The organism is Paenibacillus sp. FSL H8-0537 (assembly GCF_038051995.1).
Lineage (GTDB): Bacteria > Bacillota > Bacilli > Paenibacillales > Paenibacillaceae > Pristimantibacillus.
In genome coordinates this window covers 2,343,316-2,362,254 of the sequence record NZ_CP150290.1, presented here as the reverse complement: position 1 = coordinate 2,362,254, position 18,939 = coordinate 2,343,316, and the positions used below count along the sequence as shown (strand labels likewise).

At 49.5% G+C, this 18,939-nt stretch carries 13 protein-coding genes; 2 read left to right on the top strand and 11 right to left on the bottom strand.

Going from position 1 to position 18,939, the window contains the following annotated elements:
* Window positions 1-11 precede the first annotated feature (11 nt).
* The 6 genes from MHB80_RS09940 to MHB80_RS09915 all read right to left on the bottom strand — a co-directional run bounded on the left by MHB80_RS09940 (window position 12) and on the right by MHB80_RS09915 (window position 10,876).
* Window positions 12-902: an ABC transporter permease subunit gene (locus tag MHB80_RS09940; protein ID WP_341282928.1), complete on the bottom strand. Its 891-nt coding sequence runs from the start codon at window positions 900-902 to the stop codon at window positions 12-14.
* Between the two features lie 382 nt (window positions 903-1,284).
* Window positions 1,285-1,932 carry a cyclase family protein gene (locus MHB80_RS09935; RefSeq protein ID WP_341281982.1) on the bottom strand — a complete coding sequence of 216 codons (648 nt, stop codon included), beginning with the start codon at window positions 1,930-1,932 and terminating at the stop codon, window positions 1,285-1,287.
* 25 nt (window positions 1,933-1,957) lie between these two features.
* Window positions 1,958-3,526 (bottom strand): response regulator transcription factor, encoded by a 1,569-nt coding sequence (locus tag MHB80_RS09930; RefSeq protein ID WP_341281981.1) that lies wholly within the window; start codon window positions 3,524-3,526, stop codon window positions 1,958-1,960.
* Complete coding sequence (locus MHB80_RS09925; RefSeq protein ID WP_341281980.1) at window positions 3,519-5,516, bottom strand: sensor histidine kinase; 1,998 nt, start codon at window positions 5,514-5,516, stop codon at window positions 3,519-3,521. The genes MHB80_RS09930 and MHB80_RS09925 overlap by 8 nt, the downstream gene beginning before the upstream one ends.
* 372 nt (window positions 5,517-5,888) lie before the next feature.
* Window positions 5,889-8,297 carry a glycoside hydrolase family 95 protein gene (locus MHB80_RS09920; protein ID WP_341281979.1) on the bottom strand — a complete coding sequence of 803 codons (2,409 nt, stop codon included), beginning with the start codon at window positions 8,295-8,297 and terminating at the stop codon, window positions 5,889-5,891.
* 257 nt (window positions 8,298-8,554) lie between these two features.
* Window positions 8,555-10,876, bottom strand: coding sequence for a beta-galactosidase (locus tag MHB80_RS09915; protein WP_341281978.1), 2,322 nt, complete (start codon window positions 10,874-10,876; stop codon window positions 8,555-8,557).
* A gap of 175 nt (window positions 10,877-11,051) precedes the next feature.
* Between MHB80_RS09915 and MHB80_RS09910 the strand changes: the two genes are divergently transcribed.
* Window positions 11,052-11,936, top strand: a complete 885-nt coding sequence (locus MHB80_RS09910; protein ID WP_341281977.1) for an AraC family transcriptional regulator — start codon at window positions 11,052-11,054, stop codon at window positions 11,934-11,936.
* A gap of 358 nt (window positions 11,937-12,294) precedes the next feature.
* Here the strand turns inward: MHB80_RS09910 and MHB80_RS09905 are convergent, their stop codons facing one another.
* Complete coding sequence (locus tag MHB80_RS09905; RefSeq protein WP_341281976.1) at window positions 12,295-12,579, bottom strand: hypothetical protein; 285 nt, start codon at window positions 12,577-12,579, stop codon at window positions 12,295-12,297.
* A 164-nt stretch (window positions 12,580-12,743) separates the two neighbouring features.
* Entirely contained in the window at window positions 12,744-13,862 is a 1,119-nt protein-coding gene (locus MHB80_RS09900; RefSeq protein ID WP_341281975.1) for a GNAT family N-acetyltransferase, read from the bottom strand.
* A 298-nt stretch (window positions 13,863-14,160) separates the two neighbouring features.
* Here MHB80_RS09900 and MHB80_RS09895 point away from each other — a divergent pair, with 298 nt between their 5' ends.
* A complete protein-coding gene (locus tag MHB80_RS09895; protein WP_341281974.1) occupies window positions 14,161-14,931 on the top strand; it encodes an ANT(4')-I family aminoglycoside nucleotidyltransferase in 771 nt (256 codons plus the stop codon).
* 122 nt (window positions 14,932-15,053) lie between these two features.
* Here MHB80_RS09895 and MHB80_RS09890 read toward each other — a convergent pair whose 3' ends face one another.
* From MHB80_RS09890 to deoD, 3 genes are all read right to left on the bottom strand, one after another.
* Complete coding sequence (locus MHB80_RS09890; protein WP_341281973.1) at window positions 15,054-16,562, bottom strand: DHA2 family efflux MFS transporter permease subunit; 1,509 nt, start codon at window positions 16,560-16,562, stop codon at window positions 15,054-15,056.
* 271 nt (window positions 16,563-16,833) lie between these two features.
* A complete protein-coding gene (locus MHB80_RS09885; RefSeq protein WP_341281972.1) occupies window positions 16,834-18,135 on the bottom strand; it encodes a pyrimidine-nucleoside phosphorylase in 1,302 nt (433 codons plus the stop codon).
* A 55-nt stretch (window positions 18,136-18,190) separates the two neighbouring features.
* A complete protein-coding gene (gene deoD / locus MHB80_RS09880) occupies window positions 18,191-18,898 on the bottom strand; it encodes a purine-nucleoside phosphorylase (RefSeq protein WP_338555475.1) in 708 nt (235 codons plus the stop codon).
* Window positions 18,899-18,939 lie beyond the last annotated feature (41 nt).

Below are 18,939 nucleotides of genomic sequence, written 5' to 3'. Positions count from 1 at the left end.
ATTGCTTCCTCCTAAATAACCGATTCTTTCGTAATGCGTTTGTAGATGGCGTTAGCGCTAAACACGAGTATAATGCTGACGACGGAGTTGAATAAGCCGATCGCCGTACCGTAAGAGAAGCGGCTCATTTGAATGCCATACTTCAGCGCATATAAATCGAGTACCTCGGAATAATCGACAACGAGCGGGTTGCCGAGAAGGAATTGCTTTTCAAAGCCAATGCTGATCAAATGCCCGATGGACAAAATAAACAATACCATAAAGGTGGTACGAATACCGGGTAGTGTAATATTCCACATTTTACGGAATCTTCCTGCTCCGTCAACGGTCGCTGCTTCGTATTGCTCGGGATCAATGCCCGCCATAGCCGCCAGGAATATGATCGAGTTCCAGCCGGTTTCCTTCCACATATCGGACATCGTTACAATGCCCCAGAACCAGCTGCCTTTTGCCATAAATTGAATCGGCTCGTCTATAATATTCAGCCACATGAGCAGGTCGTTGACACCTCCGCTATCTGTGGACAACATTTTGCTAACAAGGCCAGCGACGACAACCCAGGATACAAAGTGGGGCAAATACGAAATCGTCTGGATGGAGCGTTTGAAAAATTGGCCTCTGATCTCATTGAGCATTAGGGCGAAAATAACAGGTACGGTAAAGGAGACGATTAGTCCCATAATACTCATGCCCAGCGTATTGCGCAGGACGAGATAAAAGCGTTCATCTCCAAACAACATAATGAAGTTGTCGAGGCCGACCCATTTTTGCGCAAAAAATCCTTTGGCCGGTTTATAGTTTTGGAAAGCCATCAGCCAGCCCCAAAGCGGTACATAGCTGAATACGAAAACCCAGATGACGAACGGAACGGACATAAAATACAAGTATTTCTGCTGCTTCATCCGGTCCCAGAAACGATTGGCTTTGCTTTTGTTCACATTAAGCGGGTGTTCTACGTTTGGTAACGATTTCATCTCTGCTCCTCCTAAAAACTTCACTTTCACACTACATATCCGTGAATTTCTCTCTTTATTATGTTCTCATCATAACCGATAGCGTTTTCGGCTCGGCACCCGACAAATTCCACCTAAAATCATATAAAAATACGTACAGGCTGCTTTTTATGTGATTTTGATATGATTTTTCTGCAAAAAAGGAGGGATTCCGGCTGGATCATTAGCTAAAAATGACGGATTTCGTAAAAAAATGCCCTCCGCTTGAAAGCAAGCAGAGGACATTTTTGGAAAATAAAATATGTAATTGGAAGTTTATTCATCTGCTTCGTTAGGACTCTACAATGGCAATCGCACGCACCGGCGCGCCATCGGCATTCCGAAATTTGAGCGGCAACGCACAAAAAGTAAATACCCCTTCGCCTATTTGATCCAAATGAATTAAATTTTCGACGATAACCATTTGCGATTGGGAGAAGATTTTGTTATGGATCGTTAAATTTGCATCCGAAATCGGGTCAACGCCAATGACGTCGAGGCCAACGCCTTTTTTACCGCTGTTGATTAAATAGTCGGCTACTTCCTCCGTCATATAGGGATAATCGCCAAAATACGCATCCGTTCCCCAATGCTTGGACCAGCCCGTATCAAAAAGCAGAAAGTCCACCGAATCGGCCAGCGGACGAGCCTGTTCAATATAACGCATCGTAATTTGCTCACCAGCCTGTAAATCGCTGCATGAGAGGACAAGCGCTGTCCCGACGAATTGCTGGGCAGGAATATGCTCCAGCGTCGTTCCATCCGCGAATATATGGGCAGGCGCATCCATATGTGTGCCGGTATGAGACGCAAGCGTCAGCAGCGTTTCTCTAAACCCGTCCTTCTCATACGTGCTCAGCGTTTCAAGCGTTGGCTGCGGCGTGCCGGGATAAACGGGCGTTTGTTCAAAAATGGTATGCGTCAAATCGATGATTTTCAATCCGTTTTCCCCCTTCACTTGACGTCTAGGACTCCTGCCGCTCGGCATCTGATTTTACCATGCCTTTGAACGAGGAAGGCGACAGCCCTTTATATTTTTTAAATTTAGCGTGAAAATAATCGACGTTCGCATAGCCGACCAGCTCGGATACTTGATGGACCTTGAGCCCCTGCTGCAGCAGCTCCACCGCATGGCGCAGCCGCACCTGATCGAGATAGGTATTGAAATGCTCGCCGGTGAAATTTTTAAACATTTTGCCCAGGTAGCCGCTATTGTAATTAAACAGCTCTGCCAGCGTTTCCAGCTTTAAATTTTCCGCATAATGGCGCTCAATAAAACCGGTAATTTGCTTAATGACCGATACATTGCTGGAATTTCCAAGACGGAACGCAAGCTGCGATAGGCGGTCCTCCAGCAGCATCATCATCTCGTCATAGTTCGTCTGCTTGTATAAATCCGTTACAATTCGCAGCTCGTCCTGAATGGCCAGCTGCACATGAACCGCCGTCAGCTTGTTCAGCACAATCGTCAGCATTTGCGCAAAGCTGGTTTTAATGCGCTGCTCGGAAAGCCGGCTCGTGCTCGCCAGCTCCCCTGCTTCCTGCAGCATCAGCCGCACGCCATCCTGGCTGCCGATGTCGAGCATATAATACAGCTTCTGGGCCAGCTCCTGCAGCCGTAATTGGAGCTGCTCCTCATCCGCCTCTGCGTGCACAGCCTGCTCCTCGCCACTAACAAGATGAAGCTCGCCGCTTGACAGCCGGAAGCTGTGCTTGATGGCCGCAAGCACGGCTTCATAGCTGCTCGGCAGCTGTACAAGCGCAGGCACTGCCTCGCCCACGACAGCGATATAACGCTGCTCCTGTGCCGCTTGCTGAACCCACTGCCGCAGCAGCTCGCCCGTGCCTTTCTGCACGACGTAATCTTTCAGCAGCACAGCGGTATACGCGCCTGAGCTAAATGTCCAGCCTGCCCGATTGCTCTGTACGACACTTGTCAATCTGCGCCTCGCCGCAATGCTTGCCGCCGACGTATGCTCCTCCGTTCTTGACCACTCGATGAGCAGCAGCTGGTAGCTCTTCGCCGAATCGCCCGTAAGCTGCTTCAGCTCCTTCCATATTTCCGGATAACTGGCCGCATCTCCCGATACAGCAAGCTGCAGGAGCTCCTCCCGGCGCAGCGTCTCCCGGTGGCCGAGACTTGCCGCCTCCTCAGAACGCTTATCGAGTACTCCCGCGATGCGTACAACGTTCTCATGCAGCTCTTCATCATCAACCGGCTTCAAAATATAAGCATCAATGCCGAACTGTATGGCCCGCTGCGCATAGCTGAAATCAGCATGCCCGCTCAAAACGAGAAAATGGCAGGAGCTGTCGATTTTGCGAATTTCCTCAATCACCTGCAGACCATCCATCCTCGGCATGCGTATATCCATTAAAATTAAATCGGGGGATAGCTGGCCGTGCTTAATAAGCGCCTCTGGGCCGCTAGCTGCTTCTCCTACCCATACAAATCCAAGGCTTTCCCAATCAATAATCGAGCGCAGCCCTGCGCGAATCATCGGCTCATCATCAACGATAAGCAGCTTATGCATCCTCTTGCCCTCCTTGCGCTTGCGGGATTTCAAACGAGATGGTCGTTCCGCCGTCTTCCCCGCCGCTCTTAATCTGCAAGCCGGAAGCTTGTCCATAGAGCAGCACCAGCCGCTGATGAACATTGCGCAGGCCAATGCGATATTCCTGCTCCTCGTCCATATCCCCCAGCGCCAGCATAATTTCATCCATTCGAGCTTCCTCAATACCAATGCCGTTGTCCGATACTTGCACATACAGCACCCGATCCTGAAGCAGCGTCGTCACGGTCACACAGCCACCCTCATCGATGTTTTCCAAGCCGTGAATGACCGCATTTTCGATCAACGGCTGAATGATCAGGGGCGGGATTTCCAATGACTGCGCACCCGGGTCCAGCTCCAAATTAAAGGTGAGGCGGTCATTGCCATAGCGGAACTTCTGTATTTCCAAATAGCAGCGAACAATTTCCAGCTCATCCTTCAGTCGTATTTTACCAGCGCCAATTTCCAAATTGCGGCGAATAAGCTTGCCCAGCATGTGCACAATCGAAGAAATTTCCGTCTCGCCGTTTACGTGGGCTTTCATGCGAATCGACTCCAGCGCATTAAATAAAAAATGGGGATTAATTTGGCTGGCCATCATTTTCAGCTTAATATCCTTCTGCCGCAGCTCCAGCTGATCCTGCTGCCGCTGCGACTCGGAAACCTCGTCCATCAGCCCCCTGATGCTGACCACCATATTATTGAACTGCCGCGAGAGCAGCCCAATCTCATCATTGCCGTCTACCGTAGACACCGTCGTCAAGTCGCCCATTGCTACTTTGTTAAGATTTTTGTGCAGCAGCAGCATACGGGAAGAAAGCAATCCCGAGAAAAAATAAATAAGCACAAACGCAATGGCCAGACTAATAGCCATAATCGTCAGCCCCAAAATACTAATGTGATTTGCTTCGCTGACGATGCTATCGATCGAGAAGACGGATACGATGCGCAAACCATTGCGGCTTGATTGTGGTGTGAGCTCCTCCATGACAAGCCGAGAACGCTTGCCTTCATAAAAAATTTCAAATGTGCCCGCCCCTTTCCCAGACAATTGGCTGGAGAAATCGAGCTTGGACAAATTCAGCCCCACCTGCTTTGGATTGCTGGCCGCCACAATATAGCCGGAATCATCAAAGATCATCGTATCGAAAGGCTCCTGGCTAAGCAGCGCATTCAGCTTCCCTTGATTAATGCCAATGACCAGCACGCCGCTTGAGCGAAAGGTAGGAAAAGGTATTTTTCGAACGAGGCTGAGATAATTGTTATTTTTCTTCGTCTCATCCTTCATGTACATCCAGTGGATGCCGTCTTCCCCCATCGCACTTTGGTACCAGGATGCCTCTTCAGTGGCTTTGCTTGTTTTGATGAATTCCCAGTTATCGAGAATCGTTTGGTTTGTCGTATAGAAGCGAATATTGTTGATTTCCGAATACAGCTGCATATAATCTTTAAACGCCCGAAACTCCCACAATGCGCTTACAGCCTCAAACGTAGATTCATAATTGGTGTTCACCGTGCTGCGTAGAGAGGTATCAAACAGCATCTTATCCGAAATCGTAATAGGCATGCGAATGATGTCATCCGTCTGCTTCTTGATCTTCTCAACGTTGTTCAGCGTCTGCTGCGTCGCCTGACTCAGCACATTTTGGCGAAAGGCCGCCGTTAATATAATACCGACTAGCAGCACCGGAATGCAGACAACGAGCAAAAATGAAATCATCAGCTTATGCTTAATGCGAACATCGTTCATTTTCCTGACGATTAAGGGTTGTTTCTTCACTTTAGCAAATGCCCCTTCTTCAGTTACTTCATATATTTCCAGCGTAAAACCGCGATGTACATGTAAGAAAGCGTTCTCGAAAGCCCCGCCTCTATTATAAAATGCAGCATCCCAGATGTACACCCTGCCCGCCGCTACTGGCAAGGTGAAACGGCTTCCGCCGCCCTCTAGCGGCGCGGCGCGTTTCATTCCGAGAAATATAGAGAAAGGATGGCGAAATCATATCCTTTTCTATATTTAAAAAAGACCGCAAGTTCATAAAGAGCCTGCGGCCTAACGATCCTTGATATGCTTTTAGGAAAAAATAAAGCGGCGGAATAATCATCGTAGTTTTCCGCGCGCGTCAGCTGCGTCAGCGTTCTTGGCGGAATGCTCTCGCCTTCGATGGACAGCTCTGCTGTCAAGCAGATATTTTTTCCTCCAGCGTCAGCCGCGATACGAGATCGCGCACACGCTCCTCTATGTCCAGCTTCCCGCCTAAAAATGGATACTGCTGTTCTGTCATGGTTTTCCACTTCTCCCTTATGCTAAATCTTCTATATATAGGCGTATGATTTAAGCTTACAACGCTACCTTAGGCACAACGGTGTATACAGCGCCAGCTGATGTTTCAAACGACTCGCCCTGCTTTGCTGCAACTGTGCCTTCGCCTTCCGTCCGCACCGCCAGCTCCAGATCGCCGCTGCGCACCATGCATGGCGAGCCTGAGAGCGACTCGATGCGGGCCGACGCAAGACGTCCATTTTTCCATTCCATATCGATAATGAAGCCGCCGCGTGCCCGCAGCCCTTGTACGGAGCCGTTCGGCCATGCTTTTGGCAGAGCTGGCAGCAGTGAAAGCTCCTGCGTATGGCTTTGGAGCAGCAGCTCAGCGATGCCCGCTGTCCCACCGAAATTCCCATCAATTTGGAACGGCGGATGATCGTCGAACAAATTCGGATGCGTCGAGCGGGAAAGCAGCGTCTCAATAAAATGATGCGCCTGCTCCGGCTCGCCCAGCCTTGCATACAAGTTAATGAGCCATGCGCAGCTCCAGCCCGTATGGCCGCCGCCGCTTGCAATCCGCTGTCTCAGCGATTCCCGTCCAGCCTCCAGCAATTCTGGCTCCTTCTCCGCATTAATCAGAAAACCCGGATACAGGCTAATTAAATGCGATACATGGCGATGTCCCGGCTCATGATCCTCAAATTCCTCAACCCATTCCATCAGCCTGCCATCTGAGCCAATCTGGAATGGCGGCAGCTTCTCCAGCGCTTCCTGCCACTCGCTGCGCAGCGCTTCATCCTCGCCTAGCAACTCAGCTGCATGCAGGCAAAGCGTGAATAGCTCTTTAATAAGCGAAATATCCATAGTCGTTGCCAAAGATACGCTGCTTGTTCCGCCGCTGCCATCAGGCAGCTTGTACATATTTTCCGGCGAAGTTGCCGGAACCGTTACAAGCACGCCATCCTCCGTCTCCTGCAGCCAGTCCAGACAGAACAGCGCAGCTTGCTTCATGACCGGATACGCACGTTCGCGCAAGTAGGCCAGATCTGGATTAAACGCATAATGCTCCCAGAGATGCAGGCAAAGCCAAATGCCGCCGAATGGCCAGAAGGCCCAGCTTGGATGCCCGCCCGAAGGAGTTGAAGCCCGCCATAGATCCACATTATGATGGGCGACCCAGCCGCGCGCATTATAATGAATAGATGCTGTACGGCTACCGGTCTGGCTAAGCTCGCCAATCATATCAATCAGCGGCTCATGGCATTCGCCCAGCCCACAAATTTCCGCATGCCAATAGTTCATTTGCGTATTGATGTTCGTCGTATAGTTGCTGTTCCATGGCGGCTGTACCCGGTCATTCCATATGCCCTGCAAGTTGGCTGGCTGCGTGCCGGGCCTTGAGCTCTGCATAAGCAAATACCGTCCATATTGAAAATATAGAGCCTCCAGCTGCGGATCAGCCTCTCCCCGCTTATAGCCTGCAAGCCGCTCATCTGTTGGAAGCAGCGCATTCGGGCTAGTACCGAGATCGATAGCTACCCGGCGGAAAAGCCGCTGATGCTCGGCAATATGCTGGCTGCGCAGCTCCTCATAGCCAAGCTCCGCTGCAATCGCAAGCGGCTGCTTGTTTTTAAGCGCCAATGCTGCGGAATCGTTAACCGGCATTACCTGATAGCCGGCAAAATTGGACGCGGCCGCCAGCAGCAGCGTAATCGTGCCATGCCCGCTTACAACAAGCGAACTGCTGGTACCATCTGCTCCATTGACGATATTGGCCGAGCCTGCACCGAGCACCTGCAGCCTTGCCTCGAAGGAAACACCGCGGCCCTGCTCATAAAGCACCGACCTCGGATGGTCCTGATGATAGTTGTCGGCAATATGAGATGGGCATGTCCCGCTCAGTACAAGCGCACCGCCGCTGCCTTCCGCCAGCTGCACCGGATGCGGCGACTCCAGCCCTGCCGCAAGGGAAATCTCTCCTCCGTCCAGCGCTTCATAGCGAATGCACAGGACTTGGTGAACAGCGCTTACGAATATTTCATGGCGATAGGATCGGCCTTCTACTGAATAGGCAGACGAAGCAATTCCTGTACCCAGGTCAAGCTCCCGGCGATAAGCAGACGTTTCGCTTCCGCTCCCTAGCTGGCGATGCTCCATATAAAGATCGCCCAGCGGCTGATAAGCCTCCGTGTTCATGCCTAGCATTTTATCCTGCACAAGCGTCTCGGCCTCGCCGTATTGCCCGGCGAAAATAAGCTCGCGCGATTTTTTCAAATACCGCAATGCTTCATAATTGTTCGTATCGCGTGGAAATCCAGACCATAACGTATCCTCGTTAAGCTGCACTCTCTCCTTGCGCGCATCTCCAAATACCATGCCGCCCAATCGGCCATTGCCGATCGGAAGCGCTTCCTCCCAACGGCTCGCTGGCTGCTTGTACCATAGCTTCCATGGCTGAATATTTTGCTGTTGCTGCGTTGTCACTGCGATGGTCACTCCCTTAAGTTTATGGTTCGTCGCTGTTGCAGCGCCGTGGCTCAAATCCGTCGCCAAGCTTATATATTCATCATAAGCCAGACCTCTTCCTTTGCAGTACCCTCAATATTAAGGACAAAGTCATATATAAATTAGTACCTTTTCCGTCAAAAAACGCTTAAAAACGACAGCAAACACGCCTGTTTCCCAGCGTTTGCTGCCTGCTGGGACACTGACGTGCCTGCTTGTCGCCCTCCATTAGCGGCTTATTTGAACACTTGAGACAACGCCGTCACATAATGCGGCACCGCCTTAATCTCATGAAACGCTGCGATTTCCACGCCTTCAAAGCGCTCCACGAACGCCTGATTCACAAACGTATGCGTTGTACCTTTTCGTATGGGAGTAATGGCGAGCTGCAGCTCATTATCCAGCAGTTCATTTTGGAAGCCCTTCAGCCCAATGGGCCATGCTTGGCCATAATGGATATGGTCCGTCAGCAGCTCATTATTCAAATACGCAGCGGCTACATCGCCATCGTATTCAATATGAAGAAACAAATCAGCTACTTGGTCTGGCCAAGCCGCATCGATTTGCACAGCCGCATGACGATTTGACGTCTTGTTGATGAGAAGCTGCGGTTCATAAGCTGCTACCTTCACCGTATAAAGCTGGAGCAAGCCTTCGGTTGCTGGAGAAAGACTGCCTTGGCTTGATTTAATATCCGCTGCGGCTGCCGGATACATGGCAACTTGCCATTCCGCCTTGCCAGGCGAGGTGCAAATAAGCTGCTCGCCGGATACATAGAGATGGCTGTCGCTGATTAGCAGGCGTTCCTCTCCCCACAAGCGGAGGCAATATGTGCCCAGCGCCTCTTCTCTAGAAAGGATAAGGATACGGACGACATTTCCGTCTTTAAGCCTTACTTCAGTTAAATGCTGTTTGCCTGCTGCCGGATGTACAATATAAACTCCGCTTTGCTGCTCCACTATACCGCCACCATCGCTCGTTACACCCGCGACCATTTCCTCGGAAATAACAAGCTCTGGGATCAGGCCCTCATGCGCATAAAAAACAAGCAGCAGGTTCTCTGTATTCGTAAGCTTCGTCAGTGGCTGAACGGTAGCGGAAACGATATGAATGCCTGCTGCTTCCAAGTGGAACGGCAGCACCGCGCTAATTCCTTGCTTTAATCGCAAGCTGCCCGTATGAGGAAATCTCGCCTGCCCTTTGGACGATTCCAACGTCACACTTACATCTTCCCGATCAGGCATGTCCACATGATCCTGAAAATTGTTCAGAAATAAGAAGCCTGAGCCATCCTTTTGCCGCAGGCAATAACGCAGTGTCTCCGTATTTTCAGGCTGCAGCTCCGCCTGTCCTTCCGGCAGTACCGTTCCCATTGGCGCCAAGCTTGCCCCGTAAGCTTCCATGAATAGGCTGAGCGTACGAATACGGTCATATGATTCGCCAATGCGTCCAAACTCGCCCAGCGGAGACTGGTAATCATACGTTATTTTCGGCAAGCCGTATTCATTGAGAAAACCATTTTCTCCGCGCGGATTTGAGCCTCCATGATACATGTAATAGCCGAGCAGATTGCTGCCGCTAGCCAGCTTCACAAGCGTCATCGCTTCCACACTGTCCGGGCTCACATGCGGCCGAGCCGTGTAGCTGACCTGCATACCTCCTGCCATCTCGCAATAGGCCACCGGATATTGTGCAGAAGGATAATTGACCTGCTCCATTGGCGATCCATGCAGATCGCGGAAAATATATTCGCCGCTCGGCGGCTGATTTGGAATCCATGGCGTATACGCATAGCCTGCAAGCATCGGGAGCGTGTCCGTCTCAGGCACCGCTGCTCCTCCCCATGCAGTAGCTGTAAAGAACAGCGGGCGAATGCCCGATTGTGCCGCAATCGCTTTGAGCTTGTCCAAATGCGCATTGCCGCCCGTGCCTGAAGACATGAATACGCCGTTTTTATAGCCCCATGAGTCCAGCGGAGCGCCGCAGTGCATAAATTCATTTTCGAGCTGAATCGCAATAACGGGGCCGCCGTCTTGAAACAGCGAGCCTTTCATCTGCCTTGCTATTTCGCGGTACAGACGTGCTGCGTATTTCAAATACAGCTCATCATTCGAGCGAATGATGAGCGGCTTTTCGAACACCCAATCCGGAATGCCGCCATTACGCACCTCGCCGTGGCAGAAAGGGCCGATTCGAAGCACGAGCGGCAGCTCAAGCTTCGCGCAAAGATCAATAAAATGGCGGAGATTGCGGTTGCCATTCCAATTAAAGCGCCCTTCCTTTTCCTCATGGTAATTCCAAAATATATAGGTTGCGATTATGTGCACACCGCCCGCCTTCATCTTGAGCAGCTCTTCCTCCCAATACAAATAAGAGAATCTGGAAAAATGAAACTCGCCGACAATCGGAATAAACGGCTCACCATTGCGCGTCATGTAAAAATTCGTAAAACCGAAGCTTTCCCCTTTCGGATTGCTTCCATTATTGCTCGACAATATGCCCGTCGTAATTTCCTTATTGTACTCATTCAGTTTTATAGCAAAATGATGCTTACTCATTACGCAGTTACCTCCTTTATCTTCCTCCACTGTACCGTGCCTGCGCCCGCCTTTCCATTGACAATTGTCTGTTCCTAATGGAGCATATTCTGATTTTGCGCGAATGCAGCGCTTGCGGCTGGAAACCCCCTCCGCTTACAATATAACCATAAGGAACGAGGAGGCTTGCTTCACCATGCTCAACAAAAAAACACAAGGCTTCGAGACGGAGAAGCTGATTGTTTTGCCCCCCTACCAGCTGGAGGAGATGACCAGCCATCCGATTATTCGCCAAGCCTATGTAACGGATATCGGCTATTTTCACCGGGCCAAGCATCATTATCGAGAGCGGCCTAAAGGCTGCGATTCTTATATTTTCATCTATTGCACGAATGGAGAGGGCTGGATTAAGCTCGGCAGCGGGGAGACGATTCAAGTAACGGAAAAAACCGTCTCCATCATTCCCGCCTTCACCCCTCATAGCTACGGAGCCAACACGGCGAACCCATGGAGCATCTACTGGTTTCACTTTCGCGGCGAGGAGCTGGTGCAGCTGCTGGAAAGCCTTAGCCTTGAGGCAGCGCTGCTTCACGTGTCGCTGCCGGAGGCAGAGAAAATCGTCGAGCTATTTAACCAATGCTACGAGCTGCTGTCGGCCAAATCCTATTCGGTTATTCATCAGCTGCATATTTCGCAAACGGTTCGTTATTTGCTGAGCTTCATTTCGCTCATTCCACGGCGCAAGCAGGATGAGAAAATGCTCGCCTATATTGAACAGGCTATACAATATATGAAGGAACAGCTGGAGGGCCATTTAACCTTAGAGGATTTGGTTACGCGAACACGCATTTCCAAGCAGCATCTTAATCATCTATTTAAGCAATCTACCGGCTATGCTCCAATTGACTATTATTTGCGGATGAAGATGCAGCGGGCCGGCCAGCTATTTGACCTTACCGACCAAAGCGTGAAGGCGGTCAGCCTGTCGCTCGGCTTTAAGGACCCGTATTATTTTTCCCGGCTGTTTAAGAAGATTATCGGCGTGTCCCCTACGGATTACCGCAGGCAGCTGAAAGGCTAGATCCCTCTAGTCCATTGACCATAACCGATATATTCACCAACTTTCGTTTGATAGATTAAGAGACTAGCACATCTCCGTGCCATTTTAATAGAATGTATAATCCGAAGCAGAAGGGGGATTGCATTTATGGAGCTTATCCGGGAGCTATTGCGTGCACATGCCGCTGCTTTGCTCTCCGCAAGCATCCAATCGGGTAACAATGAGGTAATATCGGGAATCAGGGCAAAACCGTTAGGCTGAATGGGAGACACCAGCGGGAAAAGCGCCTTGCCCTGTGTTATGCAGGCAAGGCGCTTTTGGTTTGGCTATTTGCTAACGCTTCACTCCTTGAAAAATTCCTTCCAGAGTGAAATTCCGTTCAAATTCCTATTTTTTCAAGCTTTTCAAAAACACCATCAACCCATACTTGGTCATCCCATAGTTTTGGATCATAAAGCTTTCTATCAGCGGGATGTCCTGTTGCAATCGTATCTACACCATCTTTGTTTCCAAAATACAAATCAACGATTTTTAATGCCTTTTTTTCAGCTTGAACCAACACTTGAAGATTCATTCCAGACCCTTGGTTTGAAAATGGTAAACTTACGTAGTAGAGATTTTCATCACGTTTCTTGAACTCTGCTTCCTTGAATTCATTTTCCAAGCCGAAATCACACGATTTACTCCCTTTAATAGTTTACTTTGCTCTAACTCTAACATCTTATTTGTATATTCAAGAAGATTCTCGTTAGATATGTAGTTTCTAAATGATACTGTTTCTTGTTCTGCAATGGCACCGGTATATAACAGATTCCCATTCAAATTGTCTCAGTATTTATCAATCTTGTACCAGAATATCGGTAGTGGAAACCATCCTGCGGGCGCAGTAACTGCCATATAACGACTGTGCTGTGTAAGCAGAAGCGCCTGAGCCTGCTGCTTAGTAAGGACAACTGCATCTTGCTTAGCAGAACGCTCGACAGTCACGCCGCTCGCATCCACTCGCGCAGTAATCGGTTGACCGTCCATGACTGCGGAGAACTCCCCCTGGACAATCCCTGTGGTCTTGAACTTAAGAGTCAGATAAGCCTTCAATACATTGGCAAAATCCAGAATATGATACATGTCGGATGTCTCGATAACATAGTCTTCAGCAAGGCTGCCCAGAGTCGAATTCAGATAAATGTCATATTCTGGCGTAAAAATAGAAATCCGCTCTGCTCTGCTATATTGCATATAAGCCTTGATAGTCCGCGAAATATCGTCCTTATTTTCCATCGCGAATTCAGATATTTCATCGCCTGCTTCGTTTACGATCAAGTACCCGATCAACTTACCATTATCCAGGACGCCCAGCGCATTTTGATGAAGAGTGTTGAAAATAAGTGGCAATTGCTGTACGTTCCGTTCAACATAAGCAAGCCGCGAGGTGTTCATGCTATGCGCAAAGGCTTCTGCTCCTTCAATCTCGAATAACGGGCAGAAGGATATTCCTGTGTCGTTCACCTGTCCTAAGGCATGGCGCACATTGGCCTCTCCCACGAAATACTTGAACTTTACACCGCCAAGAGTGAAGCCAAAATACTCATATCGTTGTCGTTGGCCATATAATACGACCATATCATACGTATCGCGCAGTTTTTCAAGCCACATGTTCATGAGCACCTTCATATGCCCCTCGCCACGCGCACGAGGATGGACCGATACGGTACCCAAATAGCAGGTTCGCAGCGTATAGTCGCATACCGTCATAGGCTCTGGAAAAACGGCCACCTGTGCGCGCAGCCTGCCTTTCTCATCCGCAGCAACCATATGCATCGCTGAAGAATCTACGCTTTTTTCATACGCTTTGGGCATCAGAGTTTCAAAATCTAAGCTAAAAGCATAGTTGGCTAAATCTATGTATTCATCACGCTCATTCGGAGCTGCCATTCTGTATTCAACCATTTTCTCCTACCCTTTCAGTCTAAAAATTGAACTACCTTCCTACAACTATAATTCTAGAAGCATATTCATTATCCTGCCGGGCAGCTCGGGCAGCTATAGTAGAGATCGACAAGGAACTGGCGACATCGAGAGCCCCCTTCACACCTTGCGAAAACTCATTTTATTGGGTACAATTACCATAAAAAATTTGTAGGAGGAAATCAAATGCATCCAAAAATAGTCCCCCGTTAAGCCCGAGGTCCTCCATCCATGTGTTAGTGAATATTCACCCAAATAAATCAAAGGGAGAGACACGCTAATGCACATGAATGGACCTGTAAATATTTCTCGAAACGAAAGACTTGAAACCTGCCACGAAATTGCTTCGAGATTACACGAGGTGTACGGAGAAAAAATCGTTGCCATTGGAGTATACGGTTCTGTTTCCAGAGGCACAGACGGCCCTTTCTCAGACATTGAGATGTTTTGCGTACTAAGTGAATCAAGCGAACCCGTAGATTTTAGCTATGAATGGTCGGCGGGGCCTTGGAAAGCAGAAGTCGGCATTTGTAGGGAGGACGTTCTCCTTAAAACCGCCTCTACTGTTGAAGGAAGTTGGCCATTGACGCATGGGCCATTCTTTTCTCAACTTAGCTTATATGATCCCAAAGGATTTTTCCCAAGATTGAAGGAAGCTGCCAAATCACCAGCAAGGGAAGATTTCCGGTGTTCAATCAACGAAGTCCTTGTAGGGGAAATGTACGAATTTGTTGGGAAACTTAGAAACGTCAGTATAACTGGCTCCTACACCTACTTGCCATACTTGGCAGTGGAGTTTGCCCAATACGGAGCTATGTTAGTCGGGTTACACAACCAAAAACTCTTCTCGACTGGCTCAATGGTTCTACTAGAGGCATTAGAACTGCCTTGTCGTCCAGAAGGATTTGACAATGTTGTGCGAATGGTTATGTCTGGTGAGTTATCAGAACCTCCAAAGATCATTTCAGCTTGTGAAAATTTCTGGAATGGCCTTGTGAAGTGGGCAGCGGAACATGACTACGTAATAAGTACAAAACGTATCCCATTTTGACCGGCAAATGCAACACTTACAATTTTCGCAGGCTGTTCAACTGAACAATAAAAAAAGACGCCAGACCGCCGCTGGCGAACCAGGCGTCTGACGTAAGCTAGATTGAATTGAATTGAATTGAATTAATGCAGTCCCTCAAGCCCCAATTCCTGCTTGCTCTTCTGCTCTTCTGCTCCAGCCTGTACTTTCACTCTGCGCAGGAACAAGCCGAGGAAAATGCCGACGATGGCAATGACTAGCATAATACCGAACGTATAGCCGAAGGCTTCCGGCGCTACAGCAAGCGTCGCTTTCTGTACTTCTGCAGGCGTAGTAAGCGGCAGCTGTTGATCTACAATAAGCGTCTTAACTCGTGACGAGAGCACCGTAACTAAAGTAGCAACCGCGAAGGAGCTAACAACTTGCTGCAAAGCACTTGTCAGCGATGTTACCCGGCTGACGAGGTCACGCGGCGCTTTTTGCAACAAATGCGAGTTGAGCGGCATCATCATAAGGCCCGAGCCCATGCCCGCCATAATGAGCGGAAGCAGCAAGTCGCTGCCCTCAGTCGTCAAATCAACCTGCGTATATTGAAATATCGCGCCGGATACGAGGCTGAGGCCGATAACGACAAGCCATCTTACCCCGATTTTATCAAATAAATAGCCGCCAATCGGCATCATAAATGCGGAAGCAAGCGCCTGTGGGAACAACGTAAGCCCCGTATCAAAGGCGCCGTAGCCGCGTGCCTGCTGTAAAAATTGCGGTAGCAGGAAAATCGCGCCGAAAAGTGAAAATTGCAGCAGCCACTGCACAAAAATGCTGAACGAGAAGTCGACCGAGCGGAACACGCGAAGCTCCAGCAGTGGCGTTTTTGACCGCAGCTCTACGATAATAAACGCGATGAGCGCGATACCGCCGATAACAAGCCCGCCAATCGTCTTATCGGACGACCAGCTTTCCGCGCCTTGCGTAACCCCATAAGATAAGGAAGCAAAAGCAAGCGGCCCTAAAATCATGCCCGGAATATCAATGCCGGTTACCTGCTTGCGCTCCGTCTTCGGCAGCTTCCAAAGGCCGAATATAAGGCTGAAAATGCCGACCGGAATGTTAATCAGAAATATCCAGTGCCAGGAATGATATTCCACGAGCCAGCCGGCCAAAATCGGACCAACCGCAGGCGCGAGCAAAATCGGCACGCCCATCATCCCCATAACTTGCCCCACCTTATTCGGCGGGCTTAGCCGAAATACATAAGCCATAGCAACCGGCATAACGAAGCCGCCGCCGAGGCCTTGAATAATCCGAAATACAATGAGCCACTCGGCGCTGCTAGGCAATGCGCATAGCAAGGATGCCAAGGTGAAGGCTACAACCGAGCCCAAAAATATATTTTTGGCCCCAAAACGATCCGAAAGCCAGCCCGAGAGCGGAATGACCGCCGCCGTCGCCAGCATGTAGCCCGTTACCGTCCACTGAATCGTTGGCAAATCGGTATTAAAATCAATGACGAGCCTGGACAACGCGACATTCATCGCTGTTGAATCCAAAATAACCATAAATATGCCTGAAATAATGGCGATCATCGGTACGATGATGCTTGCCAAGCGGAATTCAGGCTCTGCGCCGCCCTTCGATGCTGTTTGCGACATTTATTCTCCCCCTCTAGCCTATCAACACAAGATGACTTACATACTTATTTCCCAATGGACATCTGTCCCCTCACATATAATAAGGGCATTTTACCTTATTGTCAAATATTTTAGTTGTTAAGTATTTGTAGGTTAAGCATTTCGGTTACTTGACCTTATAAACCGTTTATAAACAGTTGCCCAGCCGTTTCCAAGCAGCACAAAAACCGCCATCCCGGCAGCACTTGCACCCGGATGGCGGTTTCCATTTTATATCCAAATGGCTTTATTTCTACTCGGTTACAGTTCCGTAGATCAAGACAGGAGCTTCGACTTTATCGCCGATACGGATATTGTCATATATTTTCGCGAGCACATCGTCCACATTTTCACGATTGGCATGAATGGTTACGAGCGATTCGCCGGCTTTGACGGTGTCGCCGACTTTTTTATTCAGCATCAGGCCTACTGCCAGATCGATTTCCGAGTCCTTCGTCGCGCGTCCTGCGCCCAGCAGCATCGCTGCTGTACCGATTTCGTCCGCAACAATCTCTGCTACGACACCATCCTGCTTCGCTGGAACTTCGATCAGATAAGCCGCTTGCGGCAGCTTCTCCGGATGGTCAACAACCGAAGGGTCGCCGCCCTGATTGGCAATAAACACTTTGAATTTCTCCAGCGCCTTGCCATTGCGAATAACTTCCTTCAGCATTTCCTCCGCCTCTTCCAGCGAGCTTGCTTTGTTCGCCAAATAGACCATTTGACGCCCTAACGCCAGACAAAGCTCCTCCAAATCTTTTGGACCTTTGCCTTGCAGCGTATCAATCGCTTCCTTTACTTCCAAAGCGTTGCCGATTGCAAAGCCCAGCGGCTGGCTCATGTCGGAAATGACCGCCATCGTTTTGCGTCCAACGTTGTTGCCGATGCTCACCATTGCGTGCGCAAGCTCCTTCGCATCGTCTACCGTTTTCATGAAGGCGCCTGCGCCTGTTTTCACGTCAAGCACGATAGCGTCGGAGCCGGCAGCGATTTTTTTGCTCATGATCGAGCTTGCGATTAGCGGAATGGAGTTGACGGTAGCTGTAACATCGCGCAGCGCATACAGCTTCTTATCAGCTGGCGTCAGGTTGCCGGATTGGCCGACGACCGCGATTTTATCCTTGTTCACGAGACGAACGAATTCTTCCTTCTCCAGTTCAACGTGAAAGCCAGCAATCGCTTCAAGCTTATCTGTCGTTCCGCCGGTGTGGCCGAGGCCGCGTCCCGACATTTTCGCAACTGGAATATCCAGCGCTGCAACGAGTGGGGCTAGAACGAGCGTCGTCGTATCGCCAACACCGCCAGTGGAGTGTTTGTCTACCTTCACGCCTTCAATGGCCGACAGATCGATCGTATCGCCGGAATTAACCATTGCCATTGTTAAATCAGCGCGCTCCTGCTCCGTCATATCCTTGAAGAAAATCGCCATTGCCATTGCGCTGGCCTGATAATCAGGAATTTCGCCTTTCGTATATCCTTGAATAAAAAAGTTAATTTCTTCAGCGCTCAGCACTGCACCATCGCGTTTTTTCTCAATTAGGTCTACCATTCTCATGCTGCATTCTCCTCACGATTTAAAATAATAGCTATAAGCCAGGCTACCTTGCCTATTACAGGGAAGTTACCGTTTCCAGCGCCACTTCCATCATGTCATTAAATGTGCTTTGTCTTTCAGCAGAAGTCGTTTCCTCGCCCGTCAGCAGGTGGTCGCTTACGGTCAAAATCGTCAGTGCATTGACGCCATATTTTGCAGCGAGCGTATAAAGCGCCGTCGTTTCCATCTCAACGCCAAGCACATTGTGCTCCATCAGCTTCTCGACAATGGACTTATCATCCCGATAGAAGCTGTCCGAGCAGAAAATATTGCCGACATGCAGCTTGAGGCCTTTGGCTACGCCGCGCTCGTAAGCCGCCTTTAGCAGCTCAAAGCTGGCAATTGGCGAGAAGTCATAGCCGCCGAATACGTGGCGATTCATGCTGGAATCTGTACAAGCCGCTTGCGCCAAAATAACCTCACGCACGTTTACGCTTTTTTGCATGGCGCCGCATGTGCCGACACGAACGAGATTTTTCACCCCATATTCACGAATGAGCTCATTGACATAAATGCTGATGGAAGGTACGCCCATGCCTGTTCCTTGCACGGAAATACGCTTGCCTTGGTACGTTCCTGTAAAGCCCAGCATACCGCGCACTTCGTTGTAGCATGTTACATTTTCCAAATACGTATCCGCAATATATTTCGCTCTTAGCGGGTCGCCTGGCAATAAAATCGTTTCGGCGATGTCGCCCTGCTGTGCATTAATATGAACGCTCATTGAAATATCTCCTCTGCTTCGTTAATTAGTTACTTAGTTGC